The organism is Gracilibacillus sp. JCM 18966 (genome assembly GCF_055392695.1).
In genome coordinates, this window is record NZ_AP043883.1 from 1867148 (window position 1) to 1892313 (window position 25166).

Consider the following 25166-nt stretch of genomic DNA (forward strand, 5'->3'; position numbering starts at 1 on the left):
ATCAGCTCCTCTAAATTTTTAGTTTTTTGTTAACTTTAATGGTGTTCTATATCCAAACCTAGTGATGTAAATTAGGATCAAGCCTGTATAGGAAAGGGAGAACATCAAATAGAGATTGCTAAACGTGTTACCTTCTGCAAAAAAATAGAATGGATTCCAAGCAGACAGAGCTCCCTGATCTAATACTAAACTAATGACAGCTCCAGAAACGGAACTGGCTATAAAGTTCAACATGGACATTAGACCCATTCCAACACCTGTCTGTTCTTTCGTCAATGTATTTGCAATAGTATTGGACATGGCGACAACGATAAACGTCTGTCCTACTTGGCCAATTATTAATGCAATAGCGACGAATATTAAGGATCGGCCAATGAGAAAGGACAGAAGGAAAAAAGCCGATAATAGTAGAAGTGATGCGAACAAAAACAAACGTGTATTTCCCCTTTTGTCAGCAAGTTTCCCTCCTTGTTTTCCTAATAAAGCAGCTGTGAGCGAGGCAGGGATCATTACTAATCCAATAGATACTGGAGATAGGTGATACGTATCAACCAGCATGATTGGAGTTAAAAACGGAATGGAATAACCAATGGCACTCACTAAAAATGTCAATAAAATCCCCACAGAGTATCGCCCATTTTGAAACAGTCTTGGCTCTATAAAAGGCTCTGTAGTTGAGTGAATACGCGTCACAAACATCAGAAACAAAGCAATGGATGAGATGGCTAACGACCATCTTTCTCCAGTAATTGCTAATAACAATGTCGCCACTGTTCCTCCAAGTAATAAACCTCCGATCCAATCAAAAACAGAAGGAGTACGGACTTTTTCAGAAGCTAAGTAATGCCGAAATAATGGCAATGTAACCAATGTTAGCAATGGAACAACAAATAACCAGCGCCAATGTGCGAAATCGGCAACAATGGCAGAGGCAATAGGTCCAAGTACCCCTCCGAGAGCGAGTCCACTGGCCATGATCCCAAACACTTTTCCTCTCCGGTTAGTTGTTATATAGCGTGCTGGGATAATCATTGCAAGTGCAGGAATTACGGATGCTCCAGCCGCTTGAATAAATCGGCTGAATAAAACCATCCAGTAGAACTGAGCAGCAAGTCCGATTAAGGAACCAAGCGATAATAGAAGAATTCCCACTGTCAATAGTGATTTGAGCCGAAAACGGTCAGACAGCTTGCCATAGATCGCAGAACCAATGGCATAAACGAGTAAATAAGCAGATGATATCCAACTTACTTGTGTGTAGGTCAGTCCATACTCTTGGCTGATTTCAGGTAGTACAATATTAAACATCGTTGCACTCATCATCGAAATAACCATTGTAAAAACCATTGTATGAATGAAATTGTCACTAATTTCGAGTTCAACCGCTGGTTCCATCATGTTTGTAGATGACCTTCCCTGTATATTTTTCATAGCTATGCACCACCTCTCCTATATAGCTGGCTGTTGTCGGCTTGCAATAATGATTATATAATGATAAATAGATAATGAAAAATACATGTTTTGCTATATATGCATATATTTAATGTAATGAATAGGAGGGAATAACAAATGGAATTACTCCAGCTTAAATATTTTTTGACTGTGGCTAGATTAGAGCATATGACTAAAGCCGCACAAGAGCTTCATATCGCTCAGCCAGCTTTAAGTAGAACAATTCAACGATTGGAAGAGGATTTAGGAGTATCACTTTTTGATCGTAAAGCTCGGCAAATTCGTTTGAACCCTTTTGGAAAAGCATTTGAAACGAAAGCAAAGGCTGCGATCCATTTGCTAGAAGAGGGGCGTAGGGAAGTAGAGGATCTAGCTGGCTTAAAACAAGGTCGTATTCATTTAGCAATTATGAATATGGAACAGGTGAGAGAGCCCTTGCAGAATTTTTTGACTGAACATCCAGAAGTAAACCTTCAGATGATTCAATCGTCTATGAAGGATATTGAGGATATTGAAATTAACCGAGAAGTAGACTTCTATTTAACTTCATTGCCAATACAACAAGAGGGATTTAGTGAAATTCCATTGATAAAGGAAAAGCTTTATCTCGCTGTGCCACACGGACATAAATATGCAGATCGCAAAGCCATTCACCTTAGTGAAGCATCAGCTGAACCTTTTGTCGGATACAAAGAAAATTCACCTTTACGGATGATGAATGATGATTTATGTGATCAAGCGGGTTTTTGTCCAAAAATGGTGTGTGAAACGGAAGATCCAGCAAGTATCGCTGAACTTGTCCGTTCTGGATTCGGTGTCGCCATTGTCGGTGGCTGTAAAAGTGGGGAAGAGTTGGATTTAGTCAAGCTGCCAATCGAAGATCCCGCAGGAGAAAGGATTTTTCGGATAGTTTGGAGGGAAGATCGTTATTTATCACAGGCAGCGATCGCATTTCGAAGTTTTATTATCAACTATTTTAAAGATGAAAAAACAATTGGAAGCGAAACTAGGAGAGCATTGATGTTACGATAGGATTCTTTATTCACAGATCTATTTTAAAATTGTGGATAAAAATATAATCATTGCTATACCAGGGTTAAAATTATCGCTACTTCTGTGGATAATTCAAGATAGAATTGTGGATTGTGTGTATAACCCTTTGGATAACTGATAAAAGAAGAATGAATAAGTGGATAACCTTGGGGATAAAAAATGTATATTAAAAAATACAGCGAGTCCAAAAAATGACTCGCTGTACCGCTTATTCTGTTTGATTGATGGTGTCTGATGGTAATCCTAAAGCTTGTTTTAATTGCTGAGACACATTATATAATCCGTTTTCTGTTGGTACGAAATAGGAGATACCACCTAACATTTGATTCGATCCTTCAATTTCAAATGTTTCAATACTTGATGCATTCATTGATGAATAGGCTCTTTGTAAATGATAAATTTCAGTCGGGCTTAAGCTTGTCGTAACATTCTTACCTAGAATATCCGTAATTTCTCCGACTTTAAATAATGTACCAGCTGAAATAGCTTGATCAATCGATGCTTGGATAAATTGACGCTGTCTTTCTTCACGTGAATAAATAGCATTGACTTCACGTTTTCTCATTCGTACAAACGCTAACGCTTCCTCACCATTTAATTTTGCTGGACCTTGTTCAAAGTATATTCGTTCCCCCCCAGCATAAATATTTTTCTCATAGAATGGTTCTTTAATATCAACAGTAACTCCACCAAGTGCATCGACAATGTCTCGGAATCCATCGAAGTTAACCGTGACATATTCATCTATTGGTATATCGAGTAATTGTTCGACTTTTTCTACGGTTAGCTTATTCGGACCATAGTCAGTTATTGATCCATAGGTATAGGCTGCATTGATTTTGTGGGAGCCAGCATATTGCCCCGCTTCCTCCGCTGTAAATTCTACCTGTGAATCCCGTGGCACAGTAGTCATGGTCATTTGATCTGTGTCCGGGTTCAGTGTGACGACAATTTGTGTATCGGCACGACCGTTTTTTCCATCTGTTTCATAATCCTCTACCCCAATTAGTAAAATCGAGAAAGGGTCATCTCCAATGGTGACCGCTTCGTCTCTTAGCTCTGATTTCCCGTCTGGCCGATCTAATTCAACGTGTGAATCCTTGGCTGCATCAAAAATTTGGGTAAAAAAGTAGATAGCATAGGCGATAATGGCAATAAGCATCAATAATAAAATCCAAATAATTCGTTTCTTCCACTTTTTCGGCTTCTGTTTTTGTTTTCTTCTTCGTTCTGATCTAAGTTCACTCAATATTATCCATACCTCACTTATTGTCTATTATTCTAACTTTTTGTAGTATTTTGTTGAAAAGTTTCCACCTCTATATTAGACGATTAAAATGATAAAAAGTTTCACATTTTTAATAGGATTCATTCGTCCATGTGTAAGGATTCCCACTCTTCCATATGTTTTTCCATTTGTTTTTTTAATTCCTCACTTTCCGTTGTAAGCTGCAATGACTTCTCGTGATCCTGGTACACTTCTGGAAGACATAATTGTGCTTCAAGAGCTGCAAGAGCGGTTTCTAGTTCTTCCATTTCCGCTTCAATTTCCCTTATTCTTCTTTCTTTTTTCCGTTGTTCTCTTTTTAATTCTTTTTCTTTTTTAAAATCCGATTTCGTGCTTGGCTTCGTGTCTATTTCTTTGGATTGCTCCCTTTTCAGTTCTTCCAGCTCTTTTTCCTCTTGTTTTTTCTCTACATAATAATCATAATCACCTAAATATACCGTCGTGTGCTGTGGTTGCATTTCTAGTACCTGTGTCGCCAGCTTATTAATAAAGTAGCGATCATGGGAAACGAACAATATCGTGCCAGGATAATCGATAAGGGCAGATTCCAATATTTCTTTACTATCTAAGTCTAAATGGTTGGTCGGCTCGTCTAAAATTAATAAATTGGCCTTTTCCATCATTAATTTAGCAAGCGCGAGCCGAGCCTTTTCCCCACCACTAAGAGCTGATACTGGCCGTAGTACATCATCTCCACTAAAAAGAAAGTTTCCTAGAATGGTTCGTATATCCTTTTCGTTCATAAGCGGATAATCATCCCAAAGTTCACTTAGGACATTCTTTTCATGATGCAGTTGTGTCTGTTCCTGATCATAGTAGCCAATTTTCACATTAGCACCTAGTTGTATGGTACCCTTATCAGGATCTAGTTCGCCGATTATATTTTTTAATAATGTAGATTTTCCGACACCATTTGGGCCAACAAGGGCCATGCTCTCACCACGGGTTAGCTCAAGATTAAGATTTTCAAAAGTAAAAGGCTCAGCATTGTTATAACGGAATGCTAGGTCATTTACCTTGAGGACATCATTACCGCTCCTACGCTCCACGTTGAAACTAAATTTGGCAGAGCCCTCATCACCAAGTGGCTTGTCCATTAATTCCATTTTTTCTAACTGTTTGCGTCTGCTTTGTGCTCTTTTCGTCGTGGAGGCTCTCACAATATTTTTCTGTATAAAATCTTCCATTCGCTTTATTTCGGTTTGTTGTTTTTCGTAAAGCTTCCTATCACGTTCATAATTGGCTGCTTTTTGCTTTAAATATTTACTGTAATTACCGTGATACTTCTTCGATTCATGACGCGAAATTTCATAGACAATTTGAACCGTTTTATCAAGGAAGTATCGGTCATGGGATACGATCACAACGGCACCTTGATAGCTGTTTAGATAGCTTTCAAGCCATGTTAAGGTTTGAATATCTAGATGATTGGTTGGCTCATCTAGTATTAGTACATTAGGTTTTGTTAGAAGAAGCTTTCCAAGGGCGAGTCTCGTCTTCTGACCACCACTTAATGTGGCAATCGATGTGTCCCACATGGATTCAGGAAAATCTAGACCGTTTAGAACGGCTTTGATTTCAGGCTCATATTCATAGCCACCAGCTTGCTTAAATGCTTCTTGTTTGCGGTCATAGCTTACTAGTAGTTGTTGATATTTTTCTGTATCTGCTAATAGATCAGAATCTCCCATTTGCTGTTCCATGCTTCTCAGTTCCTTTTCTTCCTTTAACAAATGGGAAAAGATCTTTAACATTTCATCCCAGATCGTTTCTGTAGAATCAAGTCCCGTATGTTGGGCAAGATATCCTAAGGTAACATCCTTTGGTTTATGGATCTCTCCTTCATCATAGCTAAGGTTACCTGCAATTATATTTAATAAGGTAGATTTTCCCGCACCATTTCGACCAACAATGGCAATCCGGTCATTTTGTTTAATTTCTAGTTTTATATTAGATAAGATCAGCTCAGCACCAAATCGTTTGGTTAAATTGTTCACCTGTAAATAAATCATCATCGTTCACCTCAATGATGTAAGTGTATCTAAAAGGCGAACGAACTGCAAGTAAGGGAAGTAGATAGACAAGTGAACAATTTCACGACTTTTTTCTTTTTTTCTGTTAGAATAAAGAGAGAATAATATTTAATGAAGAAATAAGGGGAATAAAGGATGCCTAATCAACATAAAATTCCACAAGCTACAGCGAAGCGATTACCTTTATATTATCGTTTTTTGAATAATTTACATATCCAAGGAAAAGACCGTGTCTCATCAAAGGAACTTAGTCTTGCAATGAAGGTCGACTCTGCTACCATTCGCAGAGATTTTTCGTATTTTGGTGCATTAGGAAAAAAAGGATATGGCTACAATGTCGACTACTTACTCGGCTTTTTCCGTAAAACCTTAGACCAGGATGAGAATACGCCTGTTGTCCTGATTGGTGTCGGGAATTTAGGAACCGCTTTTTTAAATTATAATTTTACCAAAAACAATAATACGAAGATAGAAGTGGCATTTGATGCGGATCCAATCAAGGTAGGAACAGAGATTCGAAATGTCAATGTTCATCATATAGATGAATTAGAAGAAAAAATGGGAGATATTCAGGTAGCTATTCTTACCGTACCAGTTTCTGAAGCGCAGTCTATGGCAGATCGGCTGGTGAAAGCAGGAATAAAAGGTATCTTAAACTTTACCCCTGCAAGGATTACCGTTCCAGATAATGTTCGCGTCCACCATATTGACCTATCAGTAGAGCTGCAGTCACTCGTTTATTTTATGAAGCATTATCCATTAGAAATAGAAGAAAAATAAGAAGTGCTGATGAGAGGCACTTCTTATTTTTTCTTCGCCTTTTTAATTTTAAAATGTAAGCTTACTAGTCGTATTGCAACAACGAAATCAATGGTAGCAAAAAACGCTAATGCAAGTGTAATGAAATTAAATACCGTATCATCGGCAGATTTTATGCCAATATAGATAAATAATGAGCCCAAAATGAAATAGATGATGGCAGAGCCCAATGGTGAAAATCTCATGTTTTTAAAAGCCCCCAACTAAGATGAACTGTACCTGTTCTAGCATTTGTTCCATTTCTTCTGGATCAAGTGATAATTGCCCAATGACTGCAAATGTGTTCATCGCCATATGTGCAAGAATAGGTACGAGAATTCTTTTGGTTTCGACATAGATAAAGGCAAGCACAAATGCAACTGCTATATAGGTTAAGAGATGACTGAAATCGTTATGCAAGACAGCAAATAAAACCCCTGAAATAATTCCGGCAAAGAAGAAGTTCATTTTTTTATATAGGGAACCAAAAATCGCTTTACGGAATACGAGCTCCTCCAGGATTGGACCTAAAATAGAAATAAGAATAATAAATATTGGTGCTTGTCTCGCTACTTGCATCAATTGCATCGTATTTTCAGAACCAACTGGTGCACCAAATACAAAACGTTCAATGACGGTGGATGCTACCTGAGCAATTAATACTAAGAAGAAACCGAGTATTGTCCATAATACAATTTGTCCAATTCTTTTATCCCGTGATTGAAAGAAAGAATTTATTTCATCTCGTAGTAAATAGCAAGAGATAATCAAAGCAAGAACGAAGCTACCGATATTCCATCCAACCATTAATGTTAATGGATCTACGTTTGTGTACAACCGAAATGGTATAACAAGAAAAGCTGACAATTGTACCGCAACATAGGTAAGAATTATATAAATATACTTGGCAGGCAAATTCAAACGACTCCTTTTTATTTTTTTCTTACATGATACGTATTTTAACATAATTTTAGAATAAAATTGAAATAGTTCGTCTAAAGTTATTTTAAAATAAATGTGTTGTTCTTAAAATAATAGATGGTGTCCCTCTGTTTACTTCACGAAGCTCAAAACCCCTTTTATTGAAACCACACTCTATTAGGGTTCCTACAATAATAAAAACTCATACTAATGACGGCTGTTTGGAAATGCCGTAAAATTGCAAAGAGATCGATAGCATTCCCATTAACAAGAGATATTAAAAAATTTTTAAAAAAATTTATACTTTGTACTTGCAAAAAAAAATAGATTTCATTATTATAATAATTGTGTTAGCACTCAGGGTGATCGAGTGCTAAAATGATAAAAATCTAAATAAAGTCAATTTCAAGGAGGTTTTTAAACGATGCTAAAACCATTAGGTGATCGTGTCATTATTGAGCTTGTAGAGCAAGAAGAAAAAACAGCGAGTGGGATTGTTCTTCCAGATTCTGCGAAAGAAAAACCACAAGAAGGTAAGGTAGTAGCTGTTGGTTCTGGTCGTGTAACGGAAAATGGTGAGAAAGTGGCGCTTGAAGTTGAAGAAGGAAACAACATTATTTTCTCAAAATTTGCCGGTACAGAAGTGAAGTATGAAGGTAAAGAATACTTAATTCTTCGTGAAAGTGATATTTTAGCGATTATCGGCTAAGTATGTAGCGAAGTACGTTTGGATAAATATCATATCATTTAAATATTCAGGGAGGTATTTTTCATGGCTAAAGAAATTAAATTTAGTGAAGATGCACGTCGCGCAATGCTACGTGGGGTAGATACACTTGCGAATGCAGTTAAAGTAACATTAGGACCAAAAGGTCGTAACGTTGTATTAGATAAGAAGTATGGTTCTCCACTTATTACAAACGATGGGGTAACTATTGCTAAAGAAATCGAATTAGAAGATAAATTCGAAAACATGGGTGCTCAATTAGTATCAGAGGTAGCATCTCAAACAAATGATGTTGCAGGTGATGGTACAACAACTGCTACAGTACTCGCTCAAGCAATGATCCAGGAAGGCTTGAAAAACGTAGCTTCTGGTGCGAATCCAGTAGGGGTGCGCCGTGGTATTGAAAAAGCAGTAGAGGTAGCTACAGAGGAATTACGTAAAGTATCTAAACCAATCGAAAGCAAAGAATCGATCGCTCAAGTTGCGTCTATCTCTTCTGGTGATAATGAAGTTGGTCAATTAATCGCTGAAGCTATGGAGCGCGTAGGTAATGATGGTGTTATTACTATCGAAGAATCAAAAGGCTTCAATACAGAGTTAGAAGTAGTAGAAGGTATGCAATTTGACCGTGGATACTCTTCTCCATACATGGTAACAGACCAAGATAAAATGGAAGCAGTGCTTGATGATCCTTATATCTTAATTACAGATAAAAAAATCAACAATATTCAAGAAGTATTACCAGTGCTTGAGCAAGTAGTTCAGCAAGGTAAACCATTATTAATGATTGCTGAAGATGTTGAAGGGGAAGCACTTGCAACACTTGTATTAAACAAACTACGTGGTACGTTTAATGTAGTAGCAGTGAAAGCTCCTGGATTCGGTGATCGTCGTAAAGCAATGCTTGAAGATATCGCTGTATTAACAGGTTCTGAGGTTATTACAGAAGATCTTGGACTTGATCTTAAAAATACAACGATTGACCAATTAGGTCGTGCTTCTAAAGTTGTAGTAACGAAAGAAAACACTACTATTGTAGAAGGCTCTGGAGATTCCGAGCAAATTGCTTCTCGTGTTGCTCAAATCCGTGCACAAGTAGAAGAAACTACTTCTGAATTTGATAAAGAAAAATTACAAGAGCGTCTTGCAAAACTTTCTGGTGGTGTAGCAGTAGTAAAAGTTGGTGCTGCAACAGAAACAGAATTAAAAGAACGCAAGCTACGCATTGAGGATGCATTGAACTCTACTCGCGCAGCGGTAGAAGAAGGTATCGTTTCTGGTGGTGGTACTGCACTACTTAACGTTTATAAACAAGTGGCTGAAATCAGCCTAGATGGTGATGAAGCTACTGGTGTTAATATCGTACTTCGCGCACTAGAAGAACCAGTACGCCAAATCGCAGCAAATGCTGGATTAGAAGGATCTATCATCGTAGAACGCCTAAAAGGCGAAGATGTAGGCATTGGTTTCAATGCAGCATCTGGAGAATGGGTAAACATGATCGATGCAGGTATCGTTGACCCAACAAAAGTTACACGTTCTGCACTTCAAAACGCAGCATCTGTAGCGGCTATGTTCCTTACTACTGAAGCGGTAGTAGCGGACATTCCAGAAGAAGGTGGCGCAGCGCCTGATATGAGTGGAATGGGCGGCGGAATGCCTGGAATGGGTGGAATGATGTAAGAATTTAATCCTTCTTCTTGAGAAATAGTTGAAGCTATTTTTCGCCCATTCTGTGAACCAGTCATGTAAATGATTTTTTTCTAAAGTATAGACTACTTCCTAAAAACTAAGGAGGTAGTCTTTTTATGTTGTTAAAATTTGCATTTCAAGATTTTTTAGAAGGCAGACGTGTTAAAAACACAACCAAGACTAACATAAGAAATTATCAGACCATGCTAGGAGAATTTATTAATTATTGTATTGAAAATGAGGTAGTGAATGTTGAAGATATTAATTACATTCACATTAAACAGTATTTAGGGGGGGCCAAGATAAAGGAAATCAAGCGGGAACTATTAACACAAAACTTATGAGGATTCGAGCATTTTTGAACTACATGGTTGAGTTTGAAGTAGTTAATAAAAATCCAGCACGCAAAGTAAAAAGACAGAAAGAAGATGTGAAGATTGATGTTTTCACTGATGAGCAAATTAGACAAATGTTGAGTTTTTACAGACGAATTAAACGTCGTGAAAAAAACAGAGATTACTTGATGATCTAGTTGATCTTAGGTACTGGTATAAGGCGTGGGGAAATTATCAATCTTAAATGGTCGGACATAGATTTTATTAACCATAACATATCAGTTTTTGGAAAAACAAGAAGAAAAGAAATTATACCAACTACAGAAAAACTATCAAGAGAAATAGCAGGGTATAAGACATTCTGTTCACAATATTGGGGTGAGTTAAGCGAGTATGTATTTGTGAAAAGAGATAATACACAACTAACCCAAAATGCGATAATGATGATATTCCGTTATCTTCAAAAAAAGATGAACTTTAAAGATGTACATCAGCACACACTTTTCGTCATACATTTTGTCATAGACTAGCTATGAGTGGGATGAGTGTATTCGCAATACAAAAACTAATGAGACACCAGAATATCTCTGTAACTATGAGGTACGTTGCAATGTGGGGCAATGAGTTGCGGGAACAGAATGATAAATATAATCCATTAAATTCATTGGATATATAATGATTTTATTGACTTAAAGAATTTATATCAGCCCAATTTCTTACAAGTACTGACTTCCATAATTTAGATTAATATGGTATAAAAACTTTTAAAGTCGATCAACCTCTAGTAAGATAATAACTTGCTATGTTGTAGAATAACCTACGTAAGCTTGGTTGGCAGGGTAGGTTACTTCATTTTATCAATCAAAGTAATGATCACTATTAAAAAATTAAGGTAGACGGGGAGTCTTTACAGTATTATTAGATTTTGTTTATACTTGATTGCTTAGTACAATGTATTGTATCAACACTGTTATATTTATCCATGAACGTTTAATTTATTTCTTTTTATCGTAGGGTTTTAATAGCACTTATAAAATGTAAACTACCTGTTGGAATTTCTCTTAATTAGAAATATATCTTGTTTAGTTCTCATTTTCGTATGATCAATCCCTTGTATTTTTTTCGATTTGTTTCACCAATGCAATTATGTCTTCATTGGAGTGTTGCTCTATCCTACCTAAACTTTCATTAATTTTTTTAAAACCCCTATCTATTTCGCCTTTCATTCCTTTTAATCGTTCATCAATTACTGAAACTTCTTCTTTGATTAAATGAAAAAGTCTATCTTCGTCCATAATTTTAGCCCCTCTCAATAAAAGGTTTTATTTCATATATTAAACAGAACAAATAAAGATTTTTAACAATTTCTTTATTTTGAGGTATTAGATGTAATCCCAAAATGGTCTTAATTTATTATCCTTAACTTTAAGACTACCATTTATATCACACCAATTGAAACTATGAAAATTTATTATTTTACCTTTATTTTCAACAAAATGTGCTATTACCTTTTCACATAACTCTGAATTTTTTTAATATCGGTTTCCCGCAAGTATAAAATATCCATTTCTTCTTCTTGTATCGATTTCTGTTTTCGGTAATCTCTTCGAATGTCTTTTAATTGAATTTGATTTAGATCTTTTAAGGAGCTGTATTTCATCGGATTAGCGTGCCAATAATCTCCCATTACTTCAATGTATAAATCATCATTATAAAGATAATTATCGAATGAAAAATTATGATGCGCGTATTCATTTGTATATGCTATATTTAGGTTTTCTAATAATTCGTTCACTTTTTTTTGAATTTTATTGTCCCTTCTTTCAGCATATTAAGAAGGAGACACTTTAGTAATAACTAAGTTGGATCGTTTTGCTAGATCTGCTGACAATGCTATCAGAACAATTAAAGAGTTATTTAAGAAGGGGGTAAGAGTTCATATCCTTAATATGGGTATAGTTGAAGATACTCCAACAGGAAGATTAATATTCAACATACTTAGTTCTTTTGCTGAATTTGAAAGGGATATGATTGTTGAACGTACACAAGAAGGTAAGGAAATAGCTAAGCAGCGTGAAGATTATAGAGAAGGCAGACCAAATAAGTACAGTAAGAAACAAATTGAACATGCTTTAGACTTGCTTAAAACTAACTCATATAAAGAAGTAGAAGAAAGAACAGGAATAAGTAAGAGTACATTAATAAGAGCAAAAAGAAAGTTAAAATAGCAATCGTGCAGCGAATCGGTTGTCTTTTTACAATTGAAATCTACACATTACGTTTCAACCACTTTGTGGATGTCTGTCTATGCTATAAATAATATTAAGCACTTTAATTTCTCTTTAAAATAGTTCATCTGAAGGCGATCTATTTTAAACAACTTTACTTATCTGGGAGAAAGTGCAAGAGGGAGAATTGGTAACAGACCTGAAGAAGGATAGAAAGGATATTGAGATGGCATTAAAGACTGGGGAAATACTCGTTATGTTAAAAACTTATCATATAAAATAGTACTCTAGATATAAAGAAGCACTTTTCTAATAGATAAATATGTTGGTGATGTAAGGTGAAGTCATCTGAAAATATAAGTTAACTTATAAGTGAAATCAAGTAGCTATATTTACTAAGGATAAGAACAATAACTAATTTATAGTTAAATATTTATCTATTGAACAGGTGTAACTACTAAACTTAAATGGACATTCTTGATTTAACATTTCGATTTATTGGTTTCGTTAAGGATATATATGACTTTAGCAAGATAGTGAACCAAAACATTCATAATTAACCCCTCTCTAACAAAAAGGGTAAGGAAAAACTCACACAATGTTCACATAATATGGTTTTTATGTTATATTATGTATGGTTCAAATATACCAATTTGAGTTTACTAAAGTTTTAATAGAAAGGAGGATTGGGAGTATTTATAACAATAACATATAATCGGAGGTAATATTATGAAAATTATTAAGTTTTCGAGTGTTTTAATTATGTCAATACTATTGACATTTGCACTTTCATTGACTGTAATTGGAGAATCTAAATCTAAGTCACTTTCTCCTGATGAAATTAATTCATTGAAGGATAGGGGGCTTACTGAATATCTTATTGAAAGATATATTGAATCGGGTGATACATATGAAGATTTAAAAGAAATGGAAGTTGTTTCAGTCGATAAAAAACATTACAAAGTGACTCGAACAAATGATTCAAGTGGTCAAAATACTCTTTTAAGTCTTGATGAAAATAATCCATCAATCCATGTAGAAGAAATTAGTGAACAACAACTAGAAAAAGAATTAAATGAGGAAGCTACTGATTCTACAGAGGGTTTCTCAACTTTAAATGATTCTAGTACAACATCGACTAGTTATAAAACCATGACTGTGTCAATAACTAGAATTAATAATGATAGGTATAGAGTAAGTAATAGGGTAGAATGGCATGAAGAACCAATATTGACACTCACAGACGCAATTGGAGTCGGAATAAATGCAAATACTTCACCTATTCCAGGCACAGAATTCGGTGTGCAAAATGTATATAAAATCAATGGGGACATGGCACACCAATTTTTGTACCTTAGTAATAATAGTAATTGGAACAGGAGCGGAGACTATGGCTTAAATGTAAATCTAAAAGGTGATCCTGCTTTAATGTACACTTATGATATTTTCATGCATTATGAAGTCACTCCTAATGTAAGTACCGTTACAAAAATTGACGCATACGGTCACTATGCACATCGAGAAATGGCTTGGAATGCAACGCCTTCATATAGTATTGCTGGACCAAGTATGGGTTTATCATTTAAAATTAATTACTCTGTACATCAACCACAACCCCATGCTCAAGTCACTAGATACTAGATAAGAGAAATGAGTTATGTTTTAAGCAGTAATTTGATTTATTACTAAAACTACTTTAAGAAATTAAAAAACTAGATAACATTTGCTTTAATATTTAGAGAAATACTTTTGAAACATTTCAGTTAAAGTAATACTTAAAATAAATTAGCTCCTTATAATTCTGAAAATTATGAGGGGCTTTTTTAAAACAGTTATACTGCATATACTATTAAGACAATCAATTATAAATTATAACGTAGTGATCTAAGATCCATTTGTTGTGTTAGGAATTAGATCATCGTAATGTAAGACTTCTAAATGTTTATGCAAATTAAATATGTGTGTAATGGCATTTGGCTGGTGCCTGCTACATAAATTTTAAAAAACCACTTGCCAATGCATCTCTTCAAAAAACTTTAACCTCCTTGTTGGACCATCAACGTTTAACAGGAGGCTATTAGGAAATGTTAGCAGTGGCACAAGTTGAGATTATATTAGACATGAGATAAAAGAACAGCTGGATATGATGCCTTCTTTCAAGAAGGAGTGATATCAAATAGATGAGCAAAAAGTGGCTTACGCAAAGCGTTTAAAGTTAAGTTGGGTTAGAGAAAACTTTACTAGTAATGAAAGTAGATACAAACAAAAAATCCTTCTCAAGTTATTTGAGAAGGAAGGAACAAAAATGTGAATATTATAGCCCGCTTAAAGGCTGGATAAACCGTTTTAATGGCGTGGCCACAAAATACCTCGACCATTATTTGAGTTGGTTTCAATTTCTTGATAACATCAGACATCGTAATAATGGTGCAACGGTTAGTAGAATGATTGTGAAAAGTTTTTTGTTCTCAACTAATGTTACCTATGATAAGATTAGACTATTAAAGTTTGCCAAATAGAGTTGTTTCTCACTTAATTGTTTAGGGAGTTAAAAGAAGAGCGTGATTAAATGTGGGGTGATAAATTGAAAAAAATGATATATTTGGCTTCGTTTATTATAATTATTTTTATTGGTTATTCGTTGTATTATGTTACTCAATATCATATTGAAGATAATAGAGCAGCTATTCAGTCTAACCTAAAAGAATGGAGCAGCAGAGGTTCTGAAAGCATTACTCCTGATGTCATGGAGGTTGTTCAATTAGATGATACAAGTTCTTATATAGTTTTATTCCAGACTCAAAGCAGTAATATCGGATATGCTCATATTATTAAAGGGTGGAACGGTAAGTTTAAAATTGATCATACTGCACACTGGACAAATATCGTCGATTATCAAAAAATACAAACAAACAAAGGAGTGTACGGCATAATCGTTGGAAAAAATCCTAATTTAAAAATTGACCATATTATAGCGGATTTGTATTATGGAGATTTTAATTTTAATTCTAACGTGAGTGCTGATGAAAAATTTGTAAGATATGAAAAAATTCCTAGTGACATAGAAGAACCTTTTCCTGCGGAGTTAACTTTCTACGACAAAGAGGGCTCCGTAATTGAAATGTCAGAGTTTCAAAACTAACAGATGCTTAAAATAAAAGGGAAACCCATTCTACTGTTATGAGGTTCCCTTTTAATTCGGTAAAAATCAACAATATTCTTTAACATAGATTATTACTAAGTTAAGATCATTTGCCAAAGGTGGGTACAAATACATTCCAATGGAAGCATGTTCAAAACCCTCAGAGGATTGACCGAAATACAATCTTGAATGGAGAATTTATTGAGTAGAAGGAAAATCTATTTCTATATAGAGTTGATGAAACTAAAGACATGCCTCTTTTGAAAGTAATAAAGCAGTTGAAGTAGAGTAGAAGAATCATCTACTGTTCCTATAGACATCTCTTTGAATAATTATGACAATCCAAATCAGAAATTAATATTTATAGGGAAAATGAACCGAATGATAAGATAAATTTACAAATAGAAGAATAGAATTTTCAAAGGAGTTTAATAGGAAAGGAACACGAATTTTTAATACCGGCTATTTTTAGAAAATGCAAAAAATTAAAACTTTACTTATTGCTATCACTTCTTTATACTTGATTTGTAAACATAAGCTTGAGAAGTAGTCTATCTACTTTAGATAAAGATTAAACAGGATTAAATTGCGTTCTGCACTTCAAAACGTAGCATCTGTAGCGGCTATGTTCCTTACTACTGAAGCGGTAGTAGCGGACATTCCAGAAGAAGGTGGCGCAGCGCCTGATATGAGTGGAATGGGCGGCGGAATGCCTGGAATGGGCGGCATGATGTAATAACCGCTCAAACACTTAATGTATAAGGGTTTTTGTTTGTTAACAAAATGCTAATATCAAGTATATAAAAAGGCTTCTCATTAGTTGATTTAACTTTTGAGAAGCCTTTTTCATTGCTGACGGTTAGAGATGATGTATTTTAATAATTACCGAATCATCTAAAAGTGACACCTTAATTAAGGAAAATGTGCTTAAAGAGTAGCATTTCTTCAATAAGAGTGGATCCGGTTTGAGTGAACTAGCAGGTTGGTCGAAGAAATAATGGACAAATGGATGGAGAAGTTTCACTTTTGAAAAACTTTGGAAGGTTCAAAACGACATCCGTTGAACTTTGATTCCATTCATGATGAGTTGGCGTAGCCTAATACGCTGTCTCCCCTTCTTACCATGATTAATTTTTTCAAAAGAAAAGTAATCAGATTTGTTTGAATTATATTAATCTCCTATAATGTAAGAGAGAAGCTAAGTACATAGGAGGAGGGGAAATAAATGGAATACACCAATCTAGGTCGTACAGGCATGAAGGTAAGTAGACTTTGCTTAGGAACCATGAATTTTGGTCCGTCTACTGAGGAAAAGGAAGCACACAAAATTATGGATGCGGCACTCGATGCAGGCTTAAACTTCTTTGATACCGCAAATGTATATGGTGGTTATCGTGGTCAAGGTCGTCACGGCTGGACAGAAGAAATTATTGGTCGTTGGTTTGCTCAAGGCGGAAATCGCAGGGAGAAGGTTGTACTTGCTACCAAAGTCTATAATAACATGGGGGATCAGAACGATGGACCAAATGAGGGAAGATTTTTATCTGCTTATAAGGTACGTCGTCATTTAGAAGGGTCACTTAAACGATTGCAGACCGATCACATTGAACTGTATCAAATGCACCATATTGATCGTAATGTTTCTTGGGAGGAGCTTTGGGAAGTATTTCAAGCAGAAGTACAGAAAGGCACGATTGATTACGTTGGTTCAAGTAACTTTGCAGGTTGGGACCTTATTAAAGCGCAGGCAGCTGCGAAAGAACGCAATTTCTTAGGCCTCGTATCTGAACAACATAAATACAGTTTACTGTGCCGTCTTCCAGAATTAGAAGTACTACCTGCAGCGAAGGATCAGGGAATTGGTGTGATTGCCTGGAGTCCACTAGATGGTGGCTTGCTTGGGGGAAATGCATTAAATCCAGATAAAGGATCTCGAACTGCTGGTCAAACAGAACGAATTGAAAAACATCGAGCACAATTGGAAGCCTTTTCAGATTTTTGCAAGGAATTGGGAGAGCGTGAAGCTGATATAGCTCTCGCTTGGGTATTGCATAATCCCGCATTAGATGCACCAATTATCGGTCCACGTACACTGGAACAATTTGAAAAATCTCTGCGTGCCGTTGACATCAAATTAGATCAAGCATCCCTGGACCGTTTAGACGAAATTTTCCCAGGTTATGGTGAAGCACCAGAAGCATACGCTTGGTAAAGTTTTTATAGAGTAGAAAGGAATAAGGGCTTGTTGTAGTTTTCTATTATTTATAGCTGATTAGCGCCGTGATCATGCTAAAATGTGTGAGGAAATTATTTTAAAACCTTCAGATTCTTTTTGTTAAAGTCTCTGAAGGTTTTTTAGATTTATACTAACTTATAAACTTATGAAAAATGGATTATCATTCTTAAAAGCCTCACCCAAAGTACATCCGAAACCCAATCACAACCAAAACAATCGAAAGCATTTGCATGATGACTTTACCAGGTAATTTCTGAGATAATAAGACACCAAGCTGTGATCCTAAAATAACTCCAATTCCACCCCATGCTACGATCATCCAATCAATACTACTGTAGAATAGCTGTGAAACAACACCAACTGATGTATAGAGACATAAAGAAAAGATCGATGTGGCGACAGCGTAATGGGTAGAAAGCCTAAAAGTATAAATTAAGATGGGAACAAGTAGCCATCCACCACCAATACCTAAATAACTTGATAATATCCCCATGAAAAAGCCTAGCGGAATCAACCATTTAGACTGAATGGCTGTTGTCTTCTCAACAATTGGTTCCACTGCATCAGTTGTCCTAGCTCGAGTAACACTTTCTTGTTGCCTCTTTCTTAAAATCGTGGTGTTCTTACTAAAAAGAAATATTCCTAATCCAACTAAGATTGATGCAAAAATAACGTAAAAATAATTGGATGAGTAGACCTGTAATAACCATACTCCCAACACAGATCCTGGTAATGCACTTATTCCAATAGTGAGACCTGTTTTGTAAACAATTTTCTTTTGCTTAGCATAGCCAATCATTCCTGAGATGGAATTGATCAATACAATAACTAAGCCAGACCCCGCAGCGATGGCAGGGTCTGTATGTAGAATTAGTAGCAATGCCGGTACGAAGATGAATCCTCCCCCGGCCCCGACAATTGTACCATAGCACCCGGCTATTAAGCCGATAATTAATAGTAATAGTCCTGTTGTGATATCCATAGTAGTTGCCCCCAAGATAAATTTTTCTATATACATCATCTCAGAAGTTGGGCTCTTTGAATATTCACTATTTGTAATAGGGTATAACCAAATGGATGACTTGGTTTTCTAGCATTGTTATATAAAAATAATGTACACTAGTAAAAGAACTACAAAAGTATTTGGTTTGGTTTAACTTAAAGGATGTGAATACAAATGGATACAGAGAATACACCATGTTCTTGTTGTGCTGGTAGTCGTGCTGATTTGGAGAAAACGATTAAACCAGAAAAACAAACGGAGAAAATAGAACAAAGTCAACAGATAAAATATAAAGAAAAAATGATCCACCTCACGGGAGGGGAATTTTTAATGGGAACCGAAGATAATGAGGGGTTTCCTGCAGATGGTGAAGGACCGATAAGAAAAGTAACCGTAGCACCATACTATATCGATACTTATGCGGTAACCAATGAAGAATTCAGTGCTTTTGTGAAGGATACAGGTTATATTACAGAGTCGGAAAAGTATGGATGGTCGTTTGTTTTCTATAAATTTATCTCGCAAAATGTAGCAAAAAGGGCAAAACAATTACCACAAACCCCATGGTGGTATGCAGTAGAAGAGGCTTATTGGTACCAACCAGAAGGGCCAGATTCAAACATTGATGACCGCATGGATCATCCTGTCATACAAGTCAGCTGGAACGATGCGTTAGCTTTTTGTAAATGGGCTGGAAAACGTCTCCCGACAGAGGCAGAATGGGAATATGCAGCAAGAGGTGGCCTTGAGCAGAAGCTTTTTCCTTGGGGGGATGAGCTGACACCGAATGGAGAGCATTATTGTAATATTTGGCAAGGTGATTTTCCAAAAGAGAATACAGAAGCGGATGGCTATACTGGAACAGCACCTGCAAAATCTTTTCCTGCGAATGGATATGGACTCTATAATGTTGCGGGTAATGTATGGGAGTGGTGTGCAGACTGGTTTACAAGGACACCTGATTTATCCCAGGTCGTAAATCCAGTTGGACCGAAGACAGGTCAAAGTAAAGTAATGCGTGGTGGCTCGTACCTTTGCCACAAATCCTATTGTAATCGATATCGAGTTGCGGCACGAAGTTCGAATACGATCGATAGTGCTACAGGTAATTTAGGATTTCGTTGTGTGGTCGATGCATAAGTTAGGGTGAAGATGTATTTCAGGAGCTCTAAGTTAAGTAGAGAGCTGGAAGTTAATCAATTCCTAGCCACTACTGGCCAAGCAAATCACCAGTAATAAGAACTTGTTATATCCATGCTAACCGTCTCCTAGAATATTTATTTTTTAATCAACATGAATTTTATGCTTGTAAATATTCACTATTTGTTATAGGGTATAACTAAATGGACTGACTATTTTGTTATAAGTTGTGGTAAAGTATCGTTATAGTAATCGTAATTAGGTGAATATGAGGATTGTGACTGGTAAAGCAGGCAAGACCTAAGTTGGTGATTAATTTCACTAATTTGGGTCTGTTTTTTTATACGATAAAAGGGGGATTTTCCATGTTTAACAAATTATTTGGAAAAAAGAAAATCACTGAAGAATGGGTTACACCACTATCAGGTAAATTAATTGCTATAGAAGAAGTGCCAGATCCAACTTTTTCTAAAAAATTAATGGGAGATGGTGTAGCGATTGTGCCGAGTGAAGGAAAAGTAGTATCACCTGTAGATGGTGAAATTATTCAATTATTTCCAACGAAACATGCTATAGGGATAAAATCGGAAAACGGAATAGAGATCCTCATTCATATTGGATTAGAAACCGTATCATTGAATGGAGAACCATTTGAGACATATATTAAGACAAATGATAAAGTAAAAGCTGGCCAATTATTAGTATCTTTTAATTTGGAGCAAATAAATGTCGAGGCAGCAAGTACTATTACTCCAATTGTTATTACGAATGAAGATAAAATAGACAACCTTTCTAAACAGGATAGTAGGGAGGTATCCGCTGGAAAGACAGCGATTGTCAGCTATGAAGTAAAAAAGTAAATGGCAGGCTAGCCATCCTAGGAAGAAGGTGATGTACACATGAAAATTAATCGGGTATTGAATAACAATGCGGTTGTTATCAAAGAAGGAAATACGGAGAAAATAATTTTGGGTCCTGGTATTGCTTTTCAAAAAGGAAAAAATGATCTGATTGATCAGGCTAAGGTTGAAAAAATATTTATCTTAAAAGAAGAGAATAAAAAATTTCAAGAGCTATTAGAGACCTTGCCTGAGGAACATATTCTATTAGGAGAAGAGATTATCAGTTATGCAGAAGAAAAACTCGGAATTAAACTCAATGAACATATTCATATCTCGCTTACAGACCATCTGTCCTTTGCGATTGAACGTTCCCAAAAAGGAATTAATATTAAAAATAAGTTAATAAATGAAATAAGGTTACTTTACCATGAAGAATTTGATATCGGTTTATGGGCAGTAGAAAAAATGGAGGAGAGAATGGGGATTCCAATACCAATAGATGAAGCTGCTTATATCGCTGTCCACATTCATACTGCTAAAATGAATTTTCAGAATGTGGAGAAAACGGTGCAAAAGGCTGCGATCATCCAGGATATGGTAGATATTATTTCGAGTGATTTAAATATTGCTATAGAAAAAGGAAGTATGACCTATCAACGACTGATTACACACTTAGAATTTGCAATAAATCGTTATTACAGTGATCAAGATTTTTATCAGTTAGATGAGGAAATGCTGAAGATGATTAAAGAGAAACATGAACAGGCATACACATGTGCATCTGTCGCAGCCAATTTTGCTCGAACCGAGTATAATATTGATTTTCCGGAGTCAGAGTTAGCATATATTGCACTTCATGTACAGAGACTGATTTATGAAAAATAAATTTAGTAGTTGACTCATTTTATGTAATGTAATGATAATCAGATAATAATTTAAATAAAGTGGGATTGTGACTGGTAGTGCAGGCAAGACCTAAAATAGTTAAGAGGACTTTGATTATCTTAACTGTTTTAGGTCTTTTTATTTTTTAATGGAAAGGAGACTTCGTGATGACAAACCAAGAGCTTTACCAACAAATTTTATCGAAAGTCGGTGGTATATCGAATGTGACTAGTGTTTCGTTAGATGGATCACGGTTGTCACTTACATTACTAAATCAAGATTTAGTAGAGGAAGAACAATTAAAACAAATGGATAATATCCACGGAGTGTTAGCACGAACAGATCATATTGAACTTATTATTGGAAATGAAATTGGATTTTCTATTTATACCAAAATAAACCAATTGCTACAATCGTCACAAACACCAATAGATAAAAAGGAGAGAGGTTCCATGTTTAACAACTTGTTTAGTAAGTTCCAAGTATTTGGAAAAGCAATTATGCTACCAATCGCTGTACTTCCGGCGGCCGGTTTATTATTAGGGATTGGTGGAGCATTTTCTAATCCAGCAACAATTGAAAATTATCCATTTTTAGATCTAGTATGGCTACAAGCAATCTTTACGATTATGAGCTCTGCAGGTCAAATAATATTCTCTAACTTACCTATAATCTTTGCTATAGGCATTGCCGTAGGGCTGGCGAAATCAGATAAAGGTGTTGCAGGTTTAGCAGCCATTTTATCCTACATTGTTATGAATGCGACAATCAATGCTATGTTACAAATCACTGGAAAACTTGCTACGGAAAACCTTGCTGGTGCTGGCCAAGGCATGACGGTAGGGATTCAAACATTACAATCAGGTGTTTTCGGTGGGGTTATTGCTGGTTTATTAACGGTTTACCTACATGGTAAATTTGGTAAGGTTCAATTACCACAATTTCTCGGTTTCTTCAGTGGTTCACGCTTTATCCCAATAATAACTGCTTTTATGTCTATTTTTCTTGGTGTTGCAATGTTCTTTGTTTGGCCGCCAATTCAATCAGGTATTGCAAGTATGTCCGATCTTGTAGATAAAACAGCATACTTTGGTACCTTCCTATTTGGATTTATTGTGAAGTTGTTAGGGCCACTAGGTTTGCACCATGTTTTCTATCTTCCGTTCTGGCAAACTGGTCTTGGTGGAACAATGACAGTAAATGGCGAAGTTATCCAAGGGGCACAAAATATCTTTTTTGCTCAATTAGCAGATCCTAACTTAGAACATTTCTTTGTTGGCACATCAAGATTCATGAGTGGTAAATATTTGCCTATGATGTTCGGGTTATTAGGGGCAGCTTTAGCGATGTATCATACTGCTAAACCTGAACATAAAAAAGTTGTTGGTGGTCTGTTATTTACAGGAGCATTAACCTCTTTCTTAACAGGTATAACGGAACCGCTTGAATTTACGTTCCTATTTGTAGCGCCAGTGCTATATGTTATTCATGCTGCTTTGTGGGGAGTTGCTTATGTTGCCGCACACCTTTTAAATATTACAATCGGTATGACATTCTCAGCTGGACTTATTGACTTCACTTTATTTGGAATACTACAAGGAAACGACAAAACAAACTGGATTCTTGTACCAATCGTAGGTATCTTATTCTTCCTTGTTTATTACGTTGTCTTCCGTTTCATGATCGTGAAGTTTAATCTAAAAACACCAGGTCGTGAAGATGAGGAACTAGAGGAAACAACTATCGCAGGGTCAGAACGAGCTCAGGCGATTATTGCAGCACTTGGTGGGGGAGAGAATATTGAGGATGTAGATAATTGTGCAACTCGCCTACGTGTCACAGTAAAAGATGGTGATAAAGTTTCTGAAGAGCAACTCAAAAAATCTGGCGCAAAAGGTGTTTTTGTAAAAGGACAAGGTGTTCAAGCAATTTATGGTCCGCACGTAACGATTATTAAAACAGAAGTAGAAGAAGGTCTCGGTGACTAATAAAGATTCGTTGAAGGAAAGGATGCTATAAATGAAAAGACCAAATATTATCTTTATGATTACTCATGATACTGGTAGATATCTAGGAACCTATGGACACCAAGTAGAAACACCAAATCTTGATAAGCTAGCGGAAAACGGTGTCCGATTTGATCAATACTATTGCCCAGCACCACAGTGCAGCCCAAGTAGGGGAAGCATTTTAACGGGAAAATACCCGCATAACAATGGGTTGATTGGACTTGCACATTTAGGATTTCATATAAATGAAGGAGAAACAACTACACCGAATGAACTAAGAAAAGCAGGCTACGAAACTTCTTTAATTGGATTCAGCCATGAAACAATTGGAGAAGAGGAATTTGGTCAATACAGTTCCACCTATAAACTAGGTTTTGATCGCTATGAGGCTATCGAGGGCGCACGTTCACCTCGGGTTGCTGACAAGACCATTGAATTTCTTAAGGAAAAAGCGGACAAAGATGATGATCAACCTTTTTACGCTAATGTAGGGTTTTGGGAAACTCACCGTTCTTTTGATGAATACGAACCATTAGCAGATGATGTCGATTCCATTAATGTGATTGACTACTTACCTGATACGCCGAATATCCGAAAAGATTTGTCACAGTTTCATGGATCGGTAAAGGTGTTAGATGAAGCAGTTGGCCGAATTATGCATGCATTAGAAGAGACGGGTCTTTCAGATAATACAATCGTAATTTTTACAACAGACCATGGAATTGCTTTTCCGAGAGCTAAAGGAACAATGAAGGATGCTGGTTTAGAAACGGCACTCATTTTTTACAACCCAGCACTTTTCGGAAAAGGTAGAGTTATTGGTGATTTACTATGTAACATTGACATGATGCCAACTATTTTAGAATTAACGGAAACCGCGATTCCGGATCAGATTGATGGTAGGAGCTTTGCTTCTTTACTAAGAGGTGAGTCTTCGGTTGTACGCAATGATTTCTTCTGTGAGCTTACGTGGCATGACAAGTACCATCCGATGCGAGGTATTCGCACAAACCAGTATAAATATGTAAAAAATTTAAAGGATGGACCAAAAATTTATATGCCTGTGGATATTCACCGAAGCCTTTCAGGTCCCGATGTTCGTAAAGAATATTATGTAGCTAATGAACCTGAAGAGCTTTATGATCTAGAGAAGGATCCGTTTGAGGAGCATAATCTCATAAATGACCCTGCTTATAAAAAGGTTGCAAGTGAATTACGAGAAAAGGTGTCTAAGTGGATGAGGGACACAAAGGACCCACTATTGAGTGGGCAGGATATTCCAGGTGTTGAGTCAAAGAAATGGGCAGAGGAAACACATAAAGGCAATACTTATGAAGCGATGAAGAAATAATAGAACAGCTATTCAGCATTACGCTGGATAG

Annotated in this window: 25 protein-coding genes and 2 pseudogenes; 19 read left to right on the plus strand and 8 right to left on the minus strand. The window is 36.1% G+C overall.

Features of this window, described 5'->3' with window-relative positions:
• Positions 1–18: 18 nt before the first annotated feature.
• A complete protein-coding gene (locus ACZ5N5_RS09000; RefSeq protein ID WP_464368411.1) occupies positions 19–1431 on the minus strand; it encodes an MFS transporter in 1413 nt (470 codons plus the stop codon).
• Between the two features lie 138 nt (positions 1432–1569).
• On the opposite strand from ACZ5N5_RS09000, the gene ACZ5N5_RS09005 reads away from it, so the two are divergent.
• Positions 1570–2484, plus strand: coding sequence for a LysR family transcriptional regulator (locus ACZ5N5_RS09005; RefSeq protein WP_109985671.1), 915 nt, complete (start codon positions 1570–1572; stop codon positions 2482–2484).
• A 229-nt stretch (positions 2485–2713) separates the two neighbouring features.
• Here the strand turns inward: ACZ5N5_RS09005 and ACZ5N5_RS09010 are convergent, their stop codons facing one another.
• The gene (locus ACZ5N5_RS09010; RefSeq protein WP_464373656.1) at positions 2714–3754 is read right to left on the minus strand and encodes an LCP family protein; all 1041 of its coding nucleotides are present in this window, start codon (positions 3752–3754) and stop codon (positions 2714–2716) included.
• A gap of 119 nt (positions 3755–3873) precedes the next feature.
• Positions 3874–5805: an ABC-F family ATP-binding cassette domain-containing protein gene (locus ACZ5N5_RS09015; RefSeq protein WP_464373657.1), complete on the minus strand. Its 1932-nt coding sequence runs from the start codon at positions 5803–5805 to the stop codon at positions 3874–3876.
• Positions 5806–5961: 156 nt separating this feature from the next.
• Here ACZ5N5_RS09015 and ACZ5N5_RS09020 point away from each other — a divergent pair, with 156 nt between their 5' ends.
• Positions 5962–6606: a redox-sensing transcriptional repressor Rex gene (locus ACZ5N5_RS09020; RefSeq protein ID WP_464373658.1), complete on the plus strand. Its 645-nt coding sequence runs from the start codon at positions 5962–5964 to the stop codon at positions 6604–6606.
• Between the two features lie 23 nt (positions 6607–6629).
• Here the strand turns inward: ACZ5N5_RS09020 and ACZ5N5_RS09025 are convergent, their stop codons facing one another.
• Together ACZ5N5_RS09025 and ACZ5N5_RS09030 are read right to left on the minus strand one after the other, a co-directional pair.
• Positions 6630–6830 carry a DUF4305 domain-containing protein gene (locus ACZ5N5_RS09025; RefSeq protein ID WP_054861183.1) on the minus strand — a complete coding sequence of 67 codons (201 nt, stop codon included), beginning with the start codon at positions 6828–6830 and terminating at the stop codon, positions 6630–6632.
• 4 nt (positions 6831–6834) lie between these two features.
• Positions 6835–7539 (minus strand): CPBP family intramembrane glutamic endopeptidase, encoded by a 705-nt coding sequence (locus ACZ5N5_RS09030; RefSeq protein WP_109985674.1) that lies wholly within the window; start codon positions 7537–7539, stop codon positions 6835–6837.
• A 430-nt stretch (positions 7540–7969) separates the two neighbouring features.
• On the opposite strand from ACZ5N5_RS09030, the gene groES reads away from it, so the two are divergent.
• From groES to ACZ5N5_RS09060, 6 genes are all read left to right on the plus strand, one after another.
• A complete protein-coding gene (gene groES / locus ACZ5N5_RS09035; protein ID WP_054861151.1) occupies positions 7970–8254 on the plus strand; it encodes a co-chaperone GroES in 285 nt (94 codons plus the stop codon).
• 63 nt (positions 8255–8317) lie between these two features.
• The gene (groL, locus tag ACZ5N5_RS09040) at positions 8318–9955 is read left to right on the plus strand and encodes a chaperonin GroEL (protein WP_109985675.1); all 1638 of its coding nucleotides are present in this window, start codon (positions 8318–8320) and stop codon (positions 9953–9955) included.
• A 125-nt stretch (positions 9956–10080) separates the two neighbouring features.
• Positions 10081–10308 carry a hypothetical protein gene (locus tag ACZ5N5_RS09045; protein ID WP_464373659.1) on the plus strand — a complete coding sequence of 76 codons (228 nt, stop codon included), beginning with the start codon at positions 10081–10083 and terminating at the stop codon, positions 10306–10308.
• A complete protein-coding gene (locus ACZ5N5_RS09050; protein WP_464373660.1) occupies positions 10305–10496 on the plus strand; it encodes a hypothetical protein in 192 nt (63 codons plus the stop codon). The genes ACZ5N5_RS09045 and ACZ5N5_RS09050 overlap by 4 nt, the downstream gene beginning before the upstream one ends.
• A complete protein-coding gene (locus ACZ5N5_RS09055) occupies positions 10497–10829 on the plus strand; it encodes a site-specific integrase (RefSeq protein WP_464373661.1) in 333 nt (110 codons plus the stop codon).
• 11 nt (positions 10830–10840) lie between these two features.
• Positions 10841–10975, plus strand: a complete 135-nt coding sequence (locus ACZ5N5_RS09060; protein WP_464373662.1) for a hypothetical protein — start codon at positions 10841–10843, stop codon at positions 10973–10975.
• A gap of 427 nt (positions 10976–11402) precedes the next feature.
• Here the strand turns inward: ACZ5N5_RS09060 and ACZ5N5_RS09065 are convergent, their stop codons facing one another.
• On the minus strand, positions 11403–11594 hold the full coding sequence (locus ACZ5N5_RS09065; RefSeq protein ID WP_464373663.1) for a hypothetical protein: 192 nt from the start codon (positions 11592–11594) through the stop codon (positions 11403–11405).
• A 209-nt stretch (positions 11595–11803) separates the two neighbouring features.
• The gene (locus ACZ5N5_RS09070; protein ID WP_054788167.1) at positions 11804–12094 is read right to left on the minus strand and encodes a hypothetical protein; all 291 of its coding nucleotides are present in this window, start codon (positions 12092–12094) and stop codon (positions 11804–11806) included.
• Positions 12095–12137: 43 nt separating this feature from the next.
• Between ACZ5N5_RS09070 and ACZ5N5_RS09075 the strand changes: the two are divergent.
• From ACZ5N5_RS09075 to ACZ5N5_RS09100, 6 genes and pseudogenes are all read left to right on the plus strand, one after another.
• Positions 12138–12527, plus strand: a pseudogene (locus tag ACZ5N5_RS09075) (recombinase family protein); the annotation flags it as partial.
• Positions 12528–13256: 729 nt separating this feature from the next.
• Positions 13257–14168 carry a hypothetical protein gene (locus ACZ5N5_RS09080; protein ID WP_464373664.1) on the plus strand — a complete coding sequence of 304 codons (912 nt, stop codon included), beginning with the start codon at positions 13257–13259 and terminating at the stop codon, positions 14166–14168.
• 671 nt (positions 14169–14839) lie between these two features.
• Positions 14840–15046: pseudogene (locus tag ACZ5N5_RS09085) on the plus strand (IS1595 family transposase); the annotation flags it as partial.
• A 65-nt stretch (positions 15047–15111) separates the two neighbouring features.
• Entirely contained in the window at positions 15112–15669 is a 558-nt protein-coding gene (locus tag ACZ5N5_RS09090; RefSeq protein ID WP_464373665.1) for a hypothetical protein, read from the plus strand.
• Positions 15670–16255: 586 nt separating this feature from the next.
• A complete protein-coding gene (locus tag ACZ5N5_RS09095) occupies positions 16256–16405 on the plus strand; it encodes a hypothetical protein (RefSeq protein WP_464373815.1) in 150 nt (49 codons plus the stop codon).
• A gap of 489 nt (positions 16406–16894) precedes the next feature.
• Positions 16895–17881: an aldo/keto reductase gene (locus ACZ5N5_RS09100; RefSeq protein ID WP_054788171.1), complete on the plus strand. Its 987-nt coding sequence runs from the start codon at positions 16895–16897 to the stop codon at positions 17879–17881.
• 199 nt (positions 17882–18080) lie between these two features.
• Here the strand turns inward: ACZ5N5_RS09100 and ACZ5N5_RS09105 are convergent, their stop codons facing one another.
• Entirely contained in the window at positions 18081–18887 is an 807-nt protein-coding gene (locus tag ACZ5N5_RS09105; RefSeq protein WP_109985730.1) for a sulfite exporter TauE/SafE family protein, read from the minus strand.
• Between the two features lie 195 nt (positions 18888–19082).
• Between ACZ5N5_RS09105 and ACZ5N5_RS09110 the strand changes: the two genes are divergently transcribed.
• The 5 genes from ACZ5N5_RS09110 (at position 19083) to ACZ5N5_RS09130 (ending at position 25135) form a co-directional block, all read left to right on the plus strand.
• Entirely contained in the window at positions 19083–20048 is a 966-nt protein-coding gene (locus ACZ5N5_RS09110; protein ID WP_464368409.1) for a formylglycine-generating enzyme family protein, read from the plus strand.
• 365 nt (positions 20049–20413) lie between these two features.
• Positions 20414–20908, plus strand: coding sequence for a PTS sugar transporter subunit IIA (locus ACZ5N5_RS09115; RefSeq protein ID WP_464373666.1), 495 nt, complete (start codon positions 20414–20416; stop codon positions 20906–20908).
• Positions 20909–20947: 39 nt separating this feature from the next.
• Positions 20948–21775 carry a PRD domain-containing protein gene (locus ACZ5N5_RS09120; protein ID WP_054861155.1) on the plus strand — a complete coding sequence of 276 codons (828 nt, stop codon included), beginning with the start codon at positions 20948–20950 and terminating at the stop codon, positions 21773–21775.
• 452 nt (positions 21776–22227) lie between these two features.
• On the plus strand, positions 22228–23763 hold the full coding sequence (gene ptsG / locus ACZ5N5_RS09125; RefSeq protein WP_464373764.1) for a glucose-specific PTS transporter subunit IIBC: 1536 nt from the start codon (positions 22228–22230) through the stop codon (positions 23761–23763).
• 31 nt (positions 23764–23794) lie between these two features.
• Positions 23795–25135 carry a sulfatase family protein gene (locus ACZ5N5_RS09130; RefSeq protein ID WP_464373667.1) on the plus strand — a complete coding sequence of 447 codons (1341 nt, stop codon included), beginning with the start codon at positions 23795–23797 and terminating at the stop codon, positions 25133–25135.
• The last annotated feature ends 31 nt before the right edge of the window (positions 25136–25166 follow it).